Below are 18,041 nucleotides of genomic sequence, written 5' to 3'. Positions count from 1 at the left end.
TGCTCAAGGCGAATATTCGGCATCCACGAGAAGGTGCATTCGCGAGCGAACGCGAAGCCCAAGGGAGGGGAGATATTTGATGCAGCGGGCATTTCGAAACGCATGTTTGACAAGTTCCATCGCACTCGCCGTGTGCGGCGCTACGCAGGTCTCCGCGCAGGAAAAGCTGGAACCCCAGACAGGCGGGCTGGGTGAAATCGTCGTCACCGCGCAAAAGCGCGAAGAGAACCTGCAGCAGACGCCGTTGGCGATCAGCGCTATCACCAGCGACACCATCGAAAAGCGGGGCATCACCGACGTCTCCAGCCTGACGTCGATCGCACCAAATTTGGTTGTCGGCGTAACCGGTGCGGCAACCGCAAATGCGGCGATTTTCATTCGTGGCATTGGTGAATCCGATACGGTTCTGACCGCAGACAGTCCGGTAGGCATTTATGTCGATGGCGTGGTGCTGGGCAGGACATCAGGCGCGATTTTCGATCTGGTCGATCTGGAACGGATTGAAGTGCTGCGTGGGCCACAGGGCACGCTTTACGGGCGCAACACCACCGGCGGCGCGGTCAATCTCATCTCGAAGAAGCCGGGCGACGCATTCGCGGTGGAACAGACCCTGTCTTATGGCAGCTTCGATTACCTGCAGTCCAAAACGACAATCGATACCGGCGAGTGGGGCAATTCTGGCATCCGCGTGCGCGGAACCTATCTCCACAAGCAGCGCGACGGCTATATCAACAACCCTCTCCGGCGGGACAGCAGAGATCCGGGGGCATACAATACGGATGCCTTTCGCATTGCCGCGCGATTTGATCAGGGCGGGCCGATCCGGCTCGATTACGCCTTCGATTACAATGACCGTCGCGGGGTCAGCATCCCATCACAGCTGATCGCGGCCCGCCCGGATATTCTCGCCTATATCAGTGCATCACCGGCGCTTGGCGGTGAAGCGCCGCAAATCTCGCGTAAACGCCTGTCCAGCTTTCGCGCGGATACCGATGGCCCGGTGCGTGACAAGATCGAAGGTCACACCTTTGTCGCGGAGTTCGATATTTCCGATCAGCTGACATTCCGCTCGCTGACCGGATACCGGACCTGGAAAAACACCGTGGTGAGCGATCAGGATGGTAATGGTGGGCTTGTCGGTCTGGTTGTGGATCCGGGTATTCTCGGGGGTGGACCGCTGGTGCCACTCGGGATCGAACCCATCAGCCTGTTCAATCTGACTTTCGATCGCAGGCAGACGCAGTTCACGCAAGAACTCAATCTGCTGGGCAAGATCGGGCCGGATATCGATTTCGTGCTGGGTGCCTATTACTTCCGCGAAGTGGTCCACGATGCCAATCCGACGAACTTCACGCTGATCATCCCGAGCGGCGCGCCGGTCGAAGCCGCACCGGGCGTGTTCGTCAACTCGGTGGGCGTCAATCTCGCCACGGACAACATCTATCGCCACAAGTCGCGTTCGCGGGCCGTGTTCGGGCAAATAACCGGCCATGTCACGGACCGGCTCAGCCTGACCGCCGGTCTGCGTTACACCAAGGATGACAAACATCTCGATCAGACAGTGCCCTTCGTGCGCCAGTTGGATCGCGCGTTCAGCAAGGTCAACTGGGCGATTTCCGCGGATTACAAGGTCAACGACGCCATCATGGCCTATGGCCGGATTGCGACTGGCTACAAAGCCGGGGGGTTGAACGCGCGCGCTGTCAACGACGGGTTTGGCCCCGAAAATCTGACCTCTTACGAACTGGGCCTCAAGACCGAACTGTTCGATCGCCGCCTGCGGCTCAACACTGCGGTTTTCTACACCGATCTTAAAGACATCCAACGTTCGCAGTTTCTCGCCGGTTCGGGGGGGACGGTTTCTACAACGGTGAACGCCGGACGCGCACGCTATATCGGGATCGAGGTGGAAGCGGCAGCCGCTGTCACCAACGAACTGACGCTTTCCGCCAATTTTGGCTACATCGACAGAAAGTTTACCGATTTCGATCTGCGCGATCCCGCGACAGATGAACTGGTGGATATTTCAGACGATGCCCGTTTCAACGGCTCGGCCAGCACCACGCTCTCGGCCGCGGCGGAATATCGGAAACCTCTCTCGTTCGGAGAACTCGCCGCGCGGCTCGATTACTCCTATCGCAGCCGTGTCTATTACACCACCACCGCGCTGGTTAACCCGTTTCATGAGACGATTTCGGATGCCCCTGTCGGACTGCTCGATGCGCGATTGACGCTTTCCGATATCGATCTGGGTGGAGGCAAGCTGGCGATTTCCGGATGGGTCAAGAACCTGACCAACGAAGTGCACCAGCTCTGGGGGGTGGATTTTGGCTCGCTCGGCTTTGCTACCGTCAACTACGCCGAACCGCGTACCTGGGGCATAGACCTGAAGGTCAGCTACTGATGGCTGCCGATCCCTTCATCCCACAAGCATGCGATTATTTCGCACTTATCAATCTCGCGCATGCCTATGCCGATGCGTTGGACAATGGCGATTTCGATCGGGTGGGTGCACTGTTCCAGCATGCCGACATCTACATGCCGGGATCGCAAGAACCAGAGGTTCGCGCGGGAAGCGGCGGGTTTGGCGAATTGTTGCGCAAAGCGGTGAAAACGTATCCGCCGGGTAATACCCCGCGGACCCGGCACGTCACCACCAATCATCAAATCCATTTCGAAGACGGGTCGGCAGCGCGCATGCGAAGCTACTTTACCGTGCTGCAGGAAACGAAACCCGGCCAGCTTCAGGCGATTATTACCGGCACATATGATGATCGGTTTGCGCGCGTCGACAATAACTGGCGCTTCATCGAACGGCGCGAGGCGGTGACCAGCGTTGGCGACCTCTCAGCCCATCTGCTCCAAGACTTCGACGGCCCTCGCGACAACTGAATTTATAGGGATATCATGGCAAAGCACTATTCTCACCTGCTGTCCGTCGGCCGCATCGGCGCGATGGAATTACGCAATCGTCTTCTCCTTACGGCCATGGGAACGGGCTATGCCGAAGAAGACGGCAGTTGCGGCGAACGGATTCTGGAGTTCAATCGCAGCATCGCGCAAGGCGGGACCGCGCTTGTCACCATGGGTGTCGTCGGCGTCGGCTGGCCACTGGGCAACAACATGCCGCGTCAGCCTGCGATTTCGCAGGATCGCTTCATTCCCGGCATTCGCAAAGTGGCGGAAGCGGTCCATGCAGAAGGCGCAAAGTTCGCGTTGCAGCTGCATTTCGGTGGATTGATTGCCAATGCCGCTGCCCGGCAACCAGTGTGGTGCCCATCCGTGCCGCAAGCATCAGCGGGCGACAGCAACACCGTTTTCCTGCCAGAGGAACTTGAGGCTGGCGGTTTCGCCGATCTGCCGCCGCTCGATTATCACGAGATGACGCAGGCCGATATCGATGCGGTTATCCAGATGTTCGCGGACGGCGCGCGCCGTGCGGTCGAGGCCGGGGCAGACGGTCTGGAAATCCATGGAGGGCATGGCTACCTTTTCTCGTCATTCCTCTCACCCATCACCAACCGCAGAACCGATGCCTACGGGGGCGTGCTGGAAAATCGCGCCCGGCTGCTGGTCGATACAGTGCGAGCGATAAGAACAGCGGTGGGCCCTGATATCGCCGTCTGGACCAAGATCGATGCCATCGAATACGATCGCCCCGGCGGGATCACGCTGGAGGACGCCATTGCCACCGCACGCATGGCGGAGGCCGCTGGCGCGGATGCGATCACCACAACGGCCTATCATGACCCGCGCGTTGCGACGATGCATTCGGGGTCGCACACACCGCAAGTCCCCGCCTTGAATGCCGACAAGGCGGCCGCCATCAAGGCCGCGGTCAATATACCGGTCATTCTTTCGGGACGGATCGAACCCGATGTCGGTGACCGTGCCATTGCGGCGGGAGAAGCGGACTTCATCGCCATGGGGCGCAAGCTGTTGGCCGATCCCGCTTTGCCGAACAAGCTGGCAGCCGGAGATGAGAAAGACGTTCTCCCCTGCATCTACTGCTATACCTGCATCAGCGCGATCTACACACGCGAGACGGCCCGTTGCGCCGTCAATCCGCGCACGGGCTTTGAAAGCGAGATCTGGCTGCCGCCCGTACAAGCACCCCGGAATGTGCTGGTGATCGGCGGCGGGCCTGCGGGGATGGAGGCAGCCCGTCGGCTGGATGAACGCGGGCATCGGGTAACGCTTATGGAACAGGGTGACCGGCTTGGTGGTACCTTGCAATTCGCATCGATTGCCTATGCGCCCAATGAACGGATTCTCGACTGGCTAAGGCGCGGTATCGACGCGTCCAAAGTCACCGTGCAGCTCAACACGGTGGCCGACAGCGACATGATAAAGGCTCTGGCTCCCGATGCTGTGATCGTCGCGACAGGGGCCAGACGGGATATTCCGCCCATGCCCGGCGCTGACATGAAACACGTGCTCGGTGGCGACGACCTGCGTCAGCTCGTTCTGGGCGGGAACATGGATGATCTCCGGGGCAAAGTCAGTTTGACGACCCGCCTTGCAGCCAAAGCAGGCGCTCTCACCGGCCTGACGCGAGATCCGGCATTCATCAGGGAAGCCACAAAGACATGGCTGCCGCTTGGAAAACATATTGTGATCATCGGCGGCGATCTGGTCGGATTGGAACTGGCGGAATTCCTGGCTGAACGAGGCCGCTCGGTCACAGTCATTGATGAAAGCGAGCATTTTGGCCGGGGTTTGGCAATTGTCCGCCGTTGGCGCGTGTTCGATGAATTGCGCAAACTGGACGTTGCGCTGTACCCCCACCACACGGAGATAGAGATCGCCGCATCTGCTGTGACCGCCAGAGATCAGAGCGGTGAGCGTATCATCCTCAAAGCGGACAACGTCATTGTCGCCAAGGGCGCGCGAGGGGATCTGGCCCTGGCCGACATGCTGGAACAGGCCGGTCTGAATGTGCATGCCATCGGGGACTGTACGGGGGTGGGTTACATCGAGGGGGCGATGCGATCTGCCGCGCGTACCGCAAAACTCATTTAAACAGAGTAATACAAGGGGGATTTATGGGTTTGAAGGGTGTCAACCGGGTTCTGATCGCTGTCCATGATCTTGAGAAGGCAAAGCGGCTTTATCACGATTTGCTTGGAGCCACGTTTGTGGACGCCAATTGGACAGGCGAGCCCTATGGAATTCATGTGGCGATAGCATGGGATGCAGGAATAGAACTTTGCGCACCCATGCCCGGCCGGGAAACCGATAGTGCGGTATCGCCCTACCTGCAGACACACGGCGAAGGCGTGATGAACGTATTTTTCGGCGTGAGCGATGGCGAGGCGGCTGTGGAGCGAATTGCAGCGCATGGCCACAAGGCGACACATGCGTTGGATTACAGCCAGGACGAAATTGATCGTCACTTAGGGGGGCGGTTCAAGAGGTATCAGGAGTTTACAATCGATACCTTTCCACGCTGCGGCTTTACTATCAGCCTCGCTCGTATTGAGGATAAGGATCAAGCTCTTCCGGGCTGAGGATCACGCGATAGGGTTTTGCCATTCGGCCGTTACGGCTGAATCTGCGCATATTGGCGCGATATGTTGTCTTGTTGCCCCCCCTCACTGGGGAAGCGATGTGGACTTGGTTACTCCGCCTATTATAAGTTCTATCAGGGCGTTGCATGCTTGGGGGGCGGGGTGCAGGAACTGGATGGCCTGATCGGGGCGATATATGAAGCGGGAGCTTTACCTGAGCTCTGGGGCGAGATGCTCGATACAGTATCCTCACAGGTTGGCGCTTTGGGAGGAAATCTGATTGTCAGTTCCTCCGCAGGTCTGACTATCACGTCGTCTCCGTTCGCGGCGGAGATAACCCGCGATTTCGCAGAGGCAGGGTGGAACGCGCAGAACACGCGCGTTGATCGGCTGTTGGCCAGGGCTAACCATCCCGGGTTTCTTACCGATGCGGATTTGCACACGAGCGAGGAACTCGCCTCTTTACCGATCTATAAGGAGTTTTTGACCCCCGGGGGGCAGATGCTGGCGCAGCGACTGTGATTACCGGTGCCAATCATGATGGCATTGTCATTGCATTTGAAGCTTTCACCGATCACGAGACTTCTCAGAAGGCGGTGCCCATCCTTAATCGCCTGCGTCCGCATTTTGCCCGCGCGGCTGTGTTGAGCAGTAGAGCGCAACGTGAACGGGCGGCAATCTTCCTCGAAGCCTTCAATGCTATTGCGACACCCGTTGGTCTGTTGGACGTTCGAGGAAAGTTGCTGGCAACAAGCGATGCATTCGTGCCCCTGCTTGACGATCTGGTCGTGGACGGTATCGCGCGCATGCGTTTGATCGATACGGATGCGGACAAACATTTGGCTGAATTGCTGCAGACGGCTTCGTTGCAGAAAACAGGGGCATCGATTGTCTTGCGCAATGAGCGGAAATTGGGAACTGCGGTTCTTCATCTGATCCCAACGCGGCGACAGGCACGGGATTTGTTTAGCAAAGTGGCATATTTTGCAGTGGTAGCGCGGCCTGATAACTCCTCGCTTCCCAATGCCGATATTCTTTCCGCCCTGTTCGATCTTACCCCCGCTGAGGCAACGGTAACCCGCGGTATAGCAATGGGGCAGTCGACCGCTGATCTGGTTCGTGAACTCGAAGTGACACAAGAAACCATAAAGTCGCATCTTAAGAAGATTTTCGCCAAGACAGCGACCCACCGGCAGAGCGATTTGGCGCTGTTAGTCGCTGGCTTCAGGTAAGGAAGAAGGTGGGCAGGGAACGACAGTAAGAGGGTGAGGGCGAAGAGGTTGAGGCTATCCTTTCGATACCAACCCCTGGCAATGCGGGTGCTGAAATGATCTCGTAGACCCCCGGTTGTCGCTAAAGTGACGTTCGTCCGCCATCGATGGCCAGGATGGTTCCGGTCAATGCCGACGCATTGTCAGAAACCAGAAACAAGGCATTGTTCACGACTTCATCGATTTCCAGGATGCGCCCCATGGGCATTTGCTGAACGAGAGCATCGACAATCCCCTTCGTCGCCTCGTTATTCAGCAGGCTTTCGATCATCGCAGTCCGGATCGCGGCCGGGCAGATCGCATTTACCCGGATATTGTCCTTGGCAAGCGCTGTCGCCATCATCTTGGTCAGCAAAATCAGACCATGCTTTGCAATCGGGTAAGGCGGAGCGGTGCCGACAGGGGGCTTCAACGCTGCGGCCGAACTGGTGAAAAGAATGGAGCCGCCGCCCCGCTTCAACATTTCGTCTACCGCCAGCCGCGCGCCAAAGAAGCCCGCTTTCAAATGCACATTCATCTGTTGGTCCCAGTCGGCTTCGGTGAGATCACGATGATAGCCTGATGGCTGGGCGGCGACCGATGTGCTTGCCGTCCCCGCATTGTGCCAGAAAATATCCACGCCGCCGTATTGGGTGCCGGCAAAGGCCATCAGTCGTTCAAGATCGGATATGTCCATGACATTGCAGCGGCAATAAGCTGCGTCGTTCCCTGCGGCCCTGATTTCCTGCGCGGCCGCCTCTCCTGCCTCGTCGGCGAGATCGCTGATCACGACTTTCGCACCTTCCTTGGCGAACCTGATTGCCGCCTGACGCCCAATTCCTGCGGCGGAGCCGGTTATCACGGCCACCTTGCCCTGCAACATCATGATAGAATCTCCTTCAACGGATGGAATTTGTCGCACTGCCTAGCCGATGAGGGCGATAAGCTTGGAAACATCGTCGACCGCTTCCAATTCCCGAAACATGCGGGTTGCGCGATCAAGATCGTGGTCAGTTATCGGTCGCGCCGCGTACGTTGCGCAATCGCGGAATTTTGCAATCAATCCGTCCCACGACATCGGCTTTTTCGGATGACCATAGGCCTGGGGTTGCTGGCGGCTGAGCACACGCCCGTCACGTGTCACAATTTCCAGTTCGCCACCGGGAAAGCCCGATCCGGGCATGAAATTGTACTGCGGATCGAACCGTGAATGGACCCGATCCGCCATGGACAGCACAGCCTTGTCGGTAAGGTGCTCGTCAAAATAGTCGCGGATCGTGATATCGCCCTTTTGCATGGCGATTGCCACGGCGAGGGGGACGCTGAGTTTGGCGAGCATGTTGTTGGTCGGGCGACGCCATTCTTCGAGCGGTTCGGTCTGGCCGTGCGCGAAATCGCCGACAGTGACGGTGATGCGTTCAACATCGTCAGGACCGAGATCGTGCTCGCGGGTCAGTTCACGCACCATGTCGATATGGACATGCGTGAAGCCGCAGGATGGCCAGGGTTTGAAACCGTCTTGGCGCACGATCCAGCGGTGACCCAGATCGCCAAGCAGTGCTTCGCGATCGTAATCACCCTGATAATAGACGTTCCAGAGACCCGCGGTTCCTTCCAGACTGTTCCTGACACCGGTGATCCCTGCTTGCGCCATCAATGCGGCGCGCACCCCAACCTCACCGGGAAGGGCATGCCCGAACCCGCGGATCGTGGAATCCTTGCCAAATACGATCTCGTGCGTACCAGCGGCCTGCATGAAGGCGTGGCCCAGCGCATTGACGAACTGGTCTGCATCGAGATTGAGCAGCTTGGCGCAGGCAAAGGTCGCGCTGAATACGCCGAACAGTGGAGAGGGGTGCCAGGGCGCCATCCGCCCGCCAGGCTTTCCGGCGGCAAGGGTCAAGCGACACTGCAAATCGACGCCGAGCGCGATAGCCGTAATGAAATCCTTGCCGTTCACTTTGCCGATCCGTTCGGCCATTGCGATGGCAGCCGGGATGACGGGAGAGGAAATATGCGCTGCGTCGGGATGAAGGTCGCTGAAATCCTGGCAATTCGCCATTGCTCCATTCACATAGCCCGCATGCCAGGCGGGGATTTTCCGGCCGAAGCCTAACATGGTGGCTTCTTCCTTGCCCCCCACATCCAGCATCAGGTCGACCAGCTTGCGGGTTTCCGGCGAGGTGGTGCTGGCAGGAAGAATCACGCCGATTGTGTCCAAGATGCCTTTCTTGGTCATATCGATCACATCGGGAGGGAGAGAGTCGAAGCTGGCACCTACGGCAAAATCGGCCAGCTCGAACACAGCGTCACGCGGCGCGCCGTTCCCGTTGTCCTCGGTCATCTTGAATTCCTCGTTGTTGCACGCGTCTGGCTTCTTTCAGCCATACGCTGATCAGAATGCCAGCTTAAGATCGGCCCCGAGCCTGCGCGGCGTGCCATAAACGTTTCCGGCAAAGCCCAACGAACCGAAGTCAATGCCTTGCACGCGATAATCTGCGTCGAGCAGATTTTCCGCGAAGAAGGTCAGTTGGGCTTTCGATCCGCCTATCGGAATGTCGGCGAGCACGACGCTCGCGCCCAGCAGCCCATAGGCAGCGCCTGCAATACGATCGTTGAAGGGGTTTAGGTTGGCCAGATTGTTGGTGTGGAACCAGCGTCGGCTGCGCCAGGAGTAATCCAGACGGATCGACGGCTCGATGCCATTGTCGAACGGGGAGAAAGTATACTGGATTGCGCCATGGGCCGTCCATGCAGGCACATAAGGGAAGTGGCTGATTGCCGCGAAGTTCCGCAGTTCACCCGTCACGGGATCGGGAAAGAAGATGCGGTTGAAGCGTGCCTTCACATAGCCGACGCTGCCGTCGATCCTCAGGTTTCGTGTCGGCGCCACCGTTGTTTCCAGTTCGAAACCCTTGAGCGTGGCATCGGCATTGCGTGTGAATCCCGTTCCGCCACCAGTGCCTGTTCCTGTATACTGCGTGACCTGCAGATCGTTGTAGTCGGTGTAGAAGGCTGCGAGATTGGTTCTGACGATACCACCCAGCCAATCGCTTTTCAGCCCCAATTCGTAGCTCGTGACCTTCTCTGGCGCGAATACGAAATCCACGCCTGCGCCAGCGCGGGCATTGAACCCGCCAGAGCGATAGCCGGTGCCGATCCGGCCAAACAGAAGCGTTTCAGGCCGCAGCTTGTAGGCGAGCGAAACGTTATAGGAGAAATTGTCATAGCTGCGTTGGTCGGAGCGACCTGTCGGCTTGGTCTGCGCAATGGACTTGCGGTCGCGCGTGTAGCGTCCTCCGGCTGTCAGTTCGAGCCGGTCGTCAGCGAAGGGGGGATGGTAGCTCACCTGTCCAAATATGGCGTGGGACCGCGCTTTGACGGCATAGTTGGTGGCGCTGGCCAGCGGCATGCCGATCGTCCGGCCGGGCGGGATCAGAAATGTGAACGAGGTCGGTGCAACTTCCTCCGCGTCTTCTTCGAAGTAGAAGCCGCCGATCACGAAATTCAGGTGATCAAAGGTGCCGAGAAGTTGAACCTCCTGGGAAAACTGGTTCTGCTTGCGGATCGTTCCGGCATTGGATTGAAATGGACCAACCTCTGCCACGCCGCCTGTTGTGACACCGCGCAGATTTGACGGCGCATAGGCATTGGGTTGGGTGGCATCATAATCTCGATAAGCAGTGATCGACTTCACCATCAGCGCATCGGACAAGTCGAGTTCCGCAGTGAGCGCGTGGCCCCATGACTTCACAACTTGCCGAGGCAGCGGGCGGAAGGCGAGTGTGCCGTGCCGTTCGGGATCGATAACCAGTGCAGCGCCGCCCAGTGACGGTGATTTGCCATAGTAATCCCGGAAGGCCTGGCTGGCATAGCTGATCTGGAACGCCCCAGGTGCGCCGTGAATATTGGCATAGTCATAGCTGTAGTCGACCCGCAATCCGCCCCATTCCCCGTGAATCTTGGCGAAGACCGCGTCGGAATTGACCGCGCCAGGATCATCGCGTCCGGATGTCAGCGGATTGTCGATGATGCCGTTCGTTTGACGATGCTGAAAGGCAACGATGGCACTCAGGCCCGTCGACCCGAGTTCCCCACTATCAACACGAAATTGGCCGTAGCGTTCGCGGAACGAGCCGATTCCACCTTTCACTTCCAGCGCGAAATGTTCTTTGGGTCGCGGGGTTGCGAGAGAGATTGCGCCCCCGGTCGTGTTGCGACCGAACAATGTACCCTGCGGTCCCCGAAGCACTTCTGCACGTTCGGGTGCGATTACCCCAAGGTTCGCGCTGACATTTCGGCCCAGATACACACCATCAACATAGGTCGCGATAGGTGAATCCACGCTCAGCAGCAGTTCGGACGTGCCTACGCCGCGGATGAAGGTGATCGCCCCTCCAACAGTCGATGCCAGTGGCGTGCTGGCTAGATTGGGGACAATGTTCTGCAGTTTATCGGGTTGGTCGATGCGCAATCGCTCAAGCACGCCGCTATTCACCGCAGTGACGCTGACCGGGACCGCCTGGATCTTCTCCTCGCGGCGGCGAGCGGTAACAACAATGTCTTCGATTGGTGCCGTACTTGCGCCGACAGGTGTCGCTGGCGTCTCCACCCTGGTGCTGCCTGCTGTATCGGCGATCGTTTGACCAAAAAGGGGAGCTCCACTGACACCCAGACACGCGGCAACCAAGCCATTGACTGTCTTGCTCATCCTAATCCCTTTCTCCCCTGGCGATTGTTTATCGAGGCCAGTGCACGGAACCTAATACATGCATTGTACATTAATTGTATAATACATGTATTAGGTTCCGTGCATGCGGAAATGCGGCATGTTAGGTGCTCTGTCCCGACATTGGGAAGGTTGGTGCTGTCAGGCGGTTGAGGCGGTGCTGCGCGCTTAACGCGAACTTGTCTTCGTCAGCCGCATAAACCAGGCCAATGATAAGATAATAACCGGCTCGAAAAAGCACGTATAGAGAATACCGGTGGAGGCTGTCGTGAACAGGCGGAACGATTTAGTTCGTTTATTTATGATATTTCCCTAATAAATTCAATAAAGTGAATATTATATTTACCATCTCCCCCGTTCGGGGGGCGTGTTGCTTTCCCTGCTCAAGTAACGGTTCCTGTTCAAGAATCGTTCTCTGGGGGCATTTGAGGGTTATGAAGAACACTTCGCGGCGCGCCATTGTAGCCGGTATCAGCCTGTATGCGCTTTCGGCAGCGCAAGCAGCCGTAGCCCAAACATGTGCCAATCAGCCGGTGTGCACAGTTACGGTGGCTGCATCGGATACCTCCGGAGGAATTACGGGGACGCAAGCCGCGACAATCGTAAACAACAGCGGAACGATCACTGGATCGCCCGCAATAAATCAGGGCTCATCGGTCGTCCTCTATGTCGATAACAAGGCCGGAGGGACCATCGAGGGCAACGTCGAAGGAGCTGCGTTTTTGTCTTTCGGTGTGCGTAATGCCGGGACGATCGATGGCCACGTCTTCGTGAACGACAATGTTCAGAGAATCTTTTCTGCAACAACAGTTTACTACATCGCGGATGGTGGTACGGCAGAGAGTGTGCAACTGGGCACCACCGGCTATTCCTCGGCAAATTTCATCCAGATTGGCACCGATCCGGGCACAGATGCGATTGATGCGGGCAACGGTCTGGATATCTATACCAAGAGCTACGATGCGACCCAGTCGGTAGCACTGGGTGGCTATACCCTTCCCAGTTCATTTGAAATTGAAGGGTATCTTGTTTCGGGAGAGGACACGACTCTCACTCTCACCGGTGCTGGCACGACAATCTCCCTGATGGGTAATGGAAACGTTGTAAACAACGGCACGATCGATCTTGTCGACACCACGGGTGCGTATCCGGTCACAGTGGTGCCCGCAGCGGTTAACTACTTCTCCGTGCAGCAGGCACCCTATCTGCGTCAGGGGCCTGGCCAGCCTACCTTTCACACCATTCCTTACGGCTCTGCGCTTGCCAGTTTCACCAATCAGGGTGAGATCAACGGCGATATTCGCATTGCGACTGCGAGCTTTACAAACAACGGTGACATAAACCTGTCGAGCAATGGTCCGGGCACCGTGATCCGCGGAGCAAAGGACGCGGACTTCGTGTTCCGCAACGACGGCTCAATCGTTATGGTGAATGCCGGATCACGGCCCGGCTCTACCTCGTTCGAAAGCGAATTCGAACGCGGCGTCGATAACGCTGTGCGTATTACCACAGCGCTTGACGCAACCCAGCTTAACGCGGTGACCATCGAAAATGGCGAAGATGGTGTGATTTCCGGCGGTCTGTCTGTTTCCGGCGTCGCTTCCACGTTCACCTTCACCAACGACGGCACGATTGCCATCGGCGATAACCCGTTTGAAATCGATCGAGCGATCGACATCAACCTTGGGAATTTCGAAATCGCGCAGGCAGCCGCGCTGCGTGAAGATGCGGTTAGCGATGATGTGACGCTTACCAATAATGGCACCATCATTGGCGGGATCGAGGTGGAGGCGACTACGCGGGCGCTGACCTTCACCAACACTGGGCGTATCGAACACGATCCCAACGACGAAGAAGGTGCAGCCGTCAATCTGGCGACTGACGACTGGGCCGACACCCCGGACGGGGAAGACGTGAATGATGCCGAAAGCCTCACCTTCCTCAACAGTGCCACTGGGATCATTGTCGGTTCTGTCGAGATTGAAGCTGAAGCAAGCCAGGTTTCGATCACAAATGGGGGCTCGATCAGTCAGGGGGTCCGCAGCGACCATGGGGTGTTCGCCCGGCCTTCCCAAATCCTCTATGTGGAGCAGGAAACTGCGCTCGACGCTTCGCTGGCGTTCACCAACTCCGGTGTTATTCGCAACGAAGACTATGCGGGCGGGGCGGTGTTCATCGATCTGGAGGCTGGCGATCAGGAGACGGGCTTGCCCGCTGCCGTCAATGCAAACGCAACAATCACGATCAACAACACGGGTTCCATAATCGCGTCGGGCGGCAATTATCTCACTTTGCCGGGTCCCGGAGGCATGCAGCCAGGTCAGATCGGAATCGATTTCAGCGTGGCATTGACCGCAGTGGCCGATATCGAAGAAGAAGGCACCGGTGTCGGCAGTGTTTCGATCACAAACGGCTCAACCGGTGTGATCGATGCGCTTGGCCTTGGCCATCAGTGGGATGGTGGCAGTTCGCAAGTTGTCGAAGTCGCAAATCAGACATCCTCCGCCGGTGGCATCGCTATTGCGGTGAAGGCTGATACATCGGTTACCATCGTCAACGACGGTATCATTCGCGGTGGCCCCGGTGGTAGCCTGACCTTGCAGAACCAATTCACGTTGGTGCCGCAGGATGCTGGTGACGTGGACTTTGAAGGTGTTTGGGGCGGCGCTATCGACACCTTCGGCACGAGCGCGGATACCGTGACCAACACGGGCCTGATCCAGGGCGGTATTGCGCTGCGGTCAGGGAACGACACCTTCACCAATTCCGGCACGGTGAACGGCACCGTTTACATGGGGGACGGCAACGATCACGTCACTGCAGGCGGCACCTTCACCGGCGACATCTTCATGGGTGCGGGTAACGACGTTGTCGTGACTGCACTCAACGGCGCGGGTAGCCGATTCAGCGGCACAATCGATGGCGGCCTTGGTGGGGACAGCTTCATCTTTGCCGTCAACAATGGTGGCGCGCTTGAAGAAGGCTTCGCGGTCGATATGACCGGGTTTGAATTTGTCGCGCTGGCCGGTACCGGTACAGTGACCAGCGATGGCACAGCCCATGCCACCATTCAGCTCGCGGAAGGGCAGATTACGCTGGCGGCAGGCAGTACCTTCAACGCCTCGCAGCAGGGCGGTTTTATCTTCCGCGGCGATGCACAACCATTCGTGCAGACATTGCTTAATGAAGGCACTGTAAACGGCAGCGTGTCCCTTGGTGCGGGGAACGACAGCTTTACAAACAAGGGCACTTTTAACGGCAACCTTGATCTGGGTGACGGCGACGATACGTTTGCCCAGGCGTGGAATGCCACGTTCAATGGAACCGCTGACGGAGGTGCTGGCAGCGATACCTTTATCTTCGATCTGACCGGAAGCACGTCCACCGATACGATCAACCTCGGAATTTATGATCATCTCGTGAACTTCGAAGTTCTGGAAACCCGTGGCACGGGCGGTGGCAGCATCGTTGGTGATCCCGAGACGGGTGGTCAGTACAATCTGGCGGGTGAAATAGGTTCGGTCACGTTGGGCACGGGGAATGACACCGTCAACAATACGGGCACCGTGACAGGCGGGGTCGATCTGGGTGGCGGAACCAACCAGTTTACCAATGCGCCGGGTGGGGCGATCGAGGGCGGTGTACAAGGTGGTGCAGGCGGGGACACCGTGCAAAACCTGGGCACGATCACCGGAACTGTCGCGCTGGGTGAGGGGGCCAATACCTTCACCAATGCGCCGGGGGGATTGATCACAGGTGCTGTGGAATCGGGATCGGGCAACGACCAGATCACCAATCAGGGCACAATTGTCGGTCCGGTCGATCTGGGCGATGGCAACAACCAGTTCACCAATGCGACTGGCGCTACGATCACGGGTGACGTGCAATCCGGTTCTGGGGCGGATCAGTTGGTCAATCAGGGGACGATCAACGGCGACATCTACCTCGATGGCAATGCGATCATGCCTCAGGCTTTCGCATCGGATGATCTGACGCCTGCAGATGTCACGCCGGTCACGGGCGGGGATGATACGCTGACCAACGAAGGGGTGGTTGCGGGCAGCGTTTATGCCCTTTCCGGCAATGACCGCCTGACGCACAGCGGGACGATTACTGGCGATGTCGATATGGGCGACGGGGATGACACTCTGGCCCTTTCCGGTGCGTGGGTGATTGGTGGGGCGATTACTGGCGGTGCCGGAACCGACGTGCTGAATCTGACATTTGCGGCGGCGTCTTCGGAGGCGGAACCTGTTGTGTTCGATCAGGAACGGTTCACCAGCTTTGAAAAGCTCGAAGTTTCGGGCGGGGTTGGCAAAATCGAAGGCGAAGTGGCGTTCCAGTCCATTGGGGTGACCGGGGGGCGCCTCATCGGGGCTGCTGACTCTGTCATCACAGCCAATGTCGATGTGGGTAGCGGCGGCACCTTCGGCAGCGCGGGCAAAGTTGTGGGCGATATCAACGTGGCATCGGGGGGCACACTTTCGCCCGGCGCTTCACCGGCGGTTATGACCGTTGTGGGCGACGTGTCGCTGGCCAATGGATCGATCACGACGTTTGAGTTCATCCCCGCCCCGGGACAGAGCGATCAACTGCTCATCGATGGAAAGTTGACCATCGCATCGGGCGCAACGCTCAACATGACGGGCGAACGTCCGCTGACTCCGGGCACGGCCTATGACATGATTGTTGCCGACAATATCGATGGCACGTTCACCTTGGGTACCTGGGATCATGCCGCAGTTCAGGGTTTCTTGCGTTACGTCGACGGCGCGACAGAAGATCGTCTTCAGTTGATGGGAACCTTCGTCGCAACAGCAGACGTCACCCCGACGGCGGATCTGGCTATCGATTATGTCAACAGTCTCCTGATTTCTGGTCAGGCGAGCAATGCGCTGCTGAACGCGGTGCCCTTGCTCCTCAATGACGAAGGGTATGCCAGCACGGCGGCCTTTTCGCTCCTGAGCCCAGAGCCTTATGCCAGTGCAACGCAGCTTGGCGTGGAGCGCGGGCTAAGCCTTACAAAGACATTCCGTTCGGGTTTCGCCCAAGGACTTACCCCGGAAGCGCGGCCGTTTACCTTTGCCAGCGGCTTGGGTAACTGGCGGACGCTGAAGGCCGATCCGACGACGGGCGCATCCCGCGCGAAATCCGATGGCTACGGGGTTCTCGGCGGTATCGGCTATGGTAGCGAAAGCGCATCCGTCGCTGCATTTATCGGCTACCTCGACAGCGATCAGAAGATTGCCGCGCTGGGTGCGAAGACCAAGGTGGATGGCATGGCTGCCGGTATTACTGGCCATGTCGCATCGGGCGGTTTCGAAGCATCTGCGCTGATCGCCTATGATTGGGGCAAGGGCGATACCAGGCGTCTTGTGCCGGGTGGCGCGGTTGCATCCTCGGATTACCGTTTGCGCAGTTTCGTTCTGGACGCACAAGTGGGTTACAGCTTTGCCCTTTCGCAAGGTTGGAGCCTGCAGCCAGCGATTGGATTGACGCACGTTTCTACCAAGCGCGGCAGCGCCACGGAAAGCGGCAACACGGCATTTGCACTGGATGTTGCAGGAAAGCGAACCAACGCCACGTTCGTCGATGGAGGCCTGAAATTGCAGGCTGGCAACGATGAAGGCGCCACGTTCAAACCGTGGGTGCAACTGGGCCTGCGCCATCAACTATCGGGCGATCGGCCGTGGGTGAGCGCAGGGTTCCTGGGTACCTCACCCGCTTTCACAGTTGCCGGAGTAGACCGCAAGGATACCGTTATCACCGCTGGTGCGGGATTCAGTGCTGCGGTTTCTGACACTGTAAACCTGTTTGCCTCCTATCAAGGCGAATTTGGTGGTGGAACAGGCTCTCAGGCCAATCTTGGTATCACTATTGCGTTCTGAGGAACGGGGTATGGGAGCGGCGCATTTTACGCGCGCTTCTGTTGGGTGATACGACGCGATCGCGAAAGCTGTCCGTTTGGCAAAGCCCGCCCAAACCCGAGGTGCGGACCATCTCATAAGATTTCGCCACTCGGCCGTTGTGGCCGAGTGGCGAAACTTGAACGCCTGTCTGTCGACGAAGTGACGTTCCGAACTGAAGTGGTTCGTGAAAGAAACGTGGACCGCAGCGAATTTATGTACGGATCTCATCTTCCGGAACCGTCGCATGGTGCGCACGTTGCCGGAAAGACAGGTGGGCATTTTCTGCGCGATGGTTGAGGTGGAACCCTGTCTCGCGGTTAAGTTTGACGTACATCTCGTCGAGATGTCATCTCCAGTGCTATGTGCGCTGCCTGAAGATATCGACTGCGAAACCGGTTCCACCAGAGCCAAACGGTTTCGTAAGGCAGATCGAAACAGCGTTCGAACAGACGATCATCGACGTTTCGCAGCGATAGCGGAAACCCCGCATCCATCATCACCATGAGGCGGATGACTTCGGACGATGGACGGAAAGATCGGAATGGATTGGGCGTCTTGCTCATCCGCTCCCGTTAACGACGCGGGGTGGACGGGATCATCCATTTGTTACCGCCACACAGGCAAATGAAGGTGGCGCTGTTCT

10 protein-coding genes are annotated in these 18,041 nt (G+C 57.9%); 7 read left to right on the top strand and 3 right to left on the bottom strand.

Translation table 11 applies throughout. The features are described 5' to 3' along the window. The first annotated feature begins 106 nt into the window (after positions 1 to 106). From EGO55_RS04850 to EGO55_RS04825, 6 genes are all read left to right on the top strand, one after another. Positions 107 to 2,404, top strand: coding sequence for a TonB-dependent receptor (locus tag EGO55_RS04850; protein ID WP_021691364.1), 2,298 nt, complete (start codon positions 107 to 109; stop codon positions 2,402 to 2,404). Then, positions 2,404 to 2,892 (top strand): nuclear transport factor 2 family protein, encoded by a 489-nt coding sequence (locus EGO55_RS04845; RefSeq protein WP_021691365.1) that lies wholly within the window; start codon positions 2,404 to 2,406, stop codon positions 2,890 to 2,892. The genes EGO55_RS04850 and EGO55_RS04845 overlap by 1 nt, the downstream gene beginning before the upstream one ends. A gap of 15 nt (positions 2,893 to 2,907) precedes the next feature. Next, positions 2,908 to 5,022 carry an oxidoreductase gene (locus EGO55_RS04840; protein ID WP_021691366.1) on the top strand — a complete coding sequence of 705 codons (2,115 nt, stop codon included), beginning with the start codon at positions 2,908 to 2,910 and terminating at the stop codon, positions 5,020 to 5,022. 23 nt (positions 5,023 to 5,045) lie between these two features. Continuing rightward, positions 5,046 to 5,510 carry a VOC family protein gene (locus EGO55_RS04835; RefSeq protein ID WP_021691367.1) on the top strand — a complete coding sequence of 155 codons (465 nt, stop codon included), beginning with the start codon at positions 5,046 to 5,048 and terminating at the stop codon, positions 5,508 to 5,510. Between the two features lie 162 nt (positions 5,511 to 5,672). After that, a complete protein-coding gene (locus EGO55_RS04830) occupies positions 5,673 to 6,032 on the top strand; it encodes a hypothetical protein (RefSeq protein WP_124916722.1) in 360 nt (119 codons plus the stop codon). Further along, positions 6,029 to 6,742: a helix-turn-helix transcriptional regulator gene (locus tag EGO55_RS04825; RefSeq protein WP_124916721.1), complete on the top strand. Its 714-nt coding sequence runs from the start codon at positions 6,029 to 6,031 to the stop codon at positions 6,740 to 6,742. Before EGO55_RS04830 ends, EGO55_RS04825 begins: the two co-directional genes overlap by 4 nt. Positions 6,743 to 6,863: 121 nt before the next feature. Here EGO55_RS04825 and EGO55_RS04820 read toward each other — a convergent pair whose 3' ends face one another. The 3 genes from EGO55_RS04820 to EGO55_RS04810 are packed head-to-tail and all read right to left on the bottom strand — an operon-like array spanning position 6,864 to position 11,471. Beyond that, the gene (locus EGO55_RS04820) at positions 6,864 to 7,646 is read right to left on the bottom strand and encodes an SDR family NAD(P)-dependent oxidoreductase (RefSeq protein WP_021691369.1); all 783 of its coding nucleotides are present in this window, start codon (positions 7,644 to 7,646) and stop codon (positions 6,864 to 6,866) included. 39 nt (positions 7,647 to 7,685) lie between these two features. Further along, positions 7,686 to 9,104 (bottom strand): MmgE/PrpD family protein, encoded by a 1,419-nt coding sequence (locus EGO55_RS04815; RefSeq protein WP_021691370.1) that lies wholly within the window; start codon positions 9,102 to 9,104, stop codon positions 7,686 to 7,688. Between the two features lie 51 nt (positions 9,105 to 9,155). Beyond that, positions 9,156 to 11,471, bottom strand: a complete 2,316-nt coding sequence (locus EGO55_RS04810) for a TonB-dependent receptor (RefSeq protein WP_021691371.1) — start codon at positions 11,469 to 11,471, stop codon at positions 9,156 to 9,158. Between the two features lie 566 nt (positions 11,472 to 12,037). Here EGO55_RS04810 and EGO55_RS04805 point away from each other — a divergent pair. Further along, positions 12,038 to 17,377 carry an autotransporter domain-containing protein gene (locus EGO55_RS04805; RefSeq protein WP_124916720.1) on the top strand — a complete coding sequence of 1,780 codons (5,340 nt, stop codon included), beginning with the start codon at positions 12,038 to 12,040 and terminating at the stop codon, positions 17,375 to 17,377. Positions 17,378 to 18,041 lie beyond the last annotated feature (664 nt).

The organism is Caenibius tardaugens NBRC 16725 (assembly GCF_003860345.1).
GTDB classification, from domain to species: domain Bacteria; phylum Pseudomonadota; class Alphaproteobacteria; order Sphingomonadales; family Sphingomonadaceae; genus Caenibius; species Caenibius tardaugens.
This window is presented reverse-complemented; position numbering and strand designations above follow the sequence as displayed.

What these genes read in the sequence shown, in the direction of transcription:
- EGO55_RS04845 (WP_021691365.1), top strand. Translation starts at nt 2,404, where the DNA reads ATGGCTGCCGATCCCTTCATCCCACAAGCATGCGATTATTTCGCACTT.
- EGO55_RS04840 (WP_021691366.1), top strand. Translation starts at nt 2,908, where the DNA reads ATGGCAAAGCACTATTCTCACCTGCTGTCCGTCGGCCGCATCGGCGCG.
- EGO55_RS04835 (WP_021691367.1), top strand. Translation starts at nt 5,046, where the DNA reads ATGGGTTTGAAGGGTGTCAACCGGGTTCTGATCGCTGTCCATGATCTT.
- EGO55_RS04820 (WP_021691369.1), bottom strand. Translation starts at nt 7,646, where the DNA reads ATGATGTTGCAGGGCAAGGTGGCCGTGATAACCGGCTCCGCCGCAGGA.
- EGO55_RS04815 (WP_021691370.1), bottom strand. Translation starts at nt 9,104, where the DNA reads ATGACCGAGGACAACGGGAACGGCGCGCCGCGTGACGCTGTGTTCGAG.
- EGO55_RS04810 (WP_021691371.1), bottom strand. Translation starts at nt 11,471, where the DNA reads ATGAGCAAGACAGTCAATGGCTTGGTTGCCGCGTGTCTGGGTGTCAGT.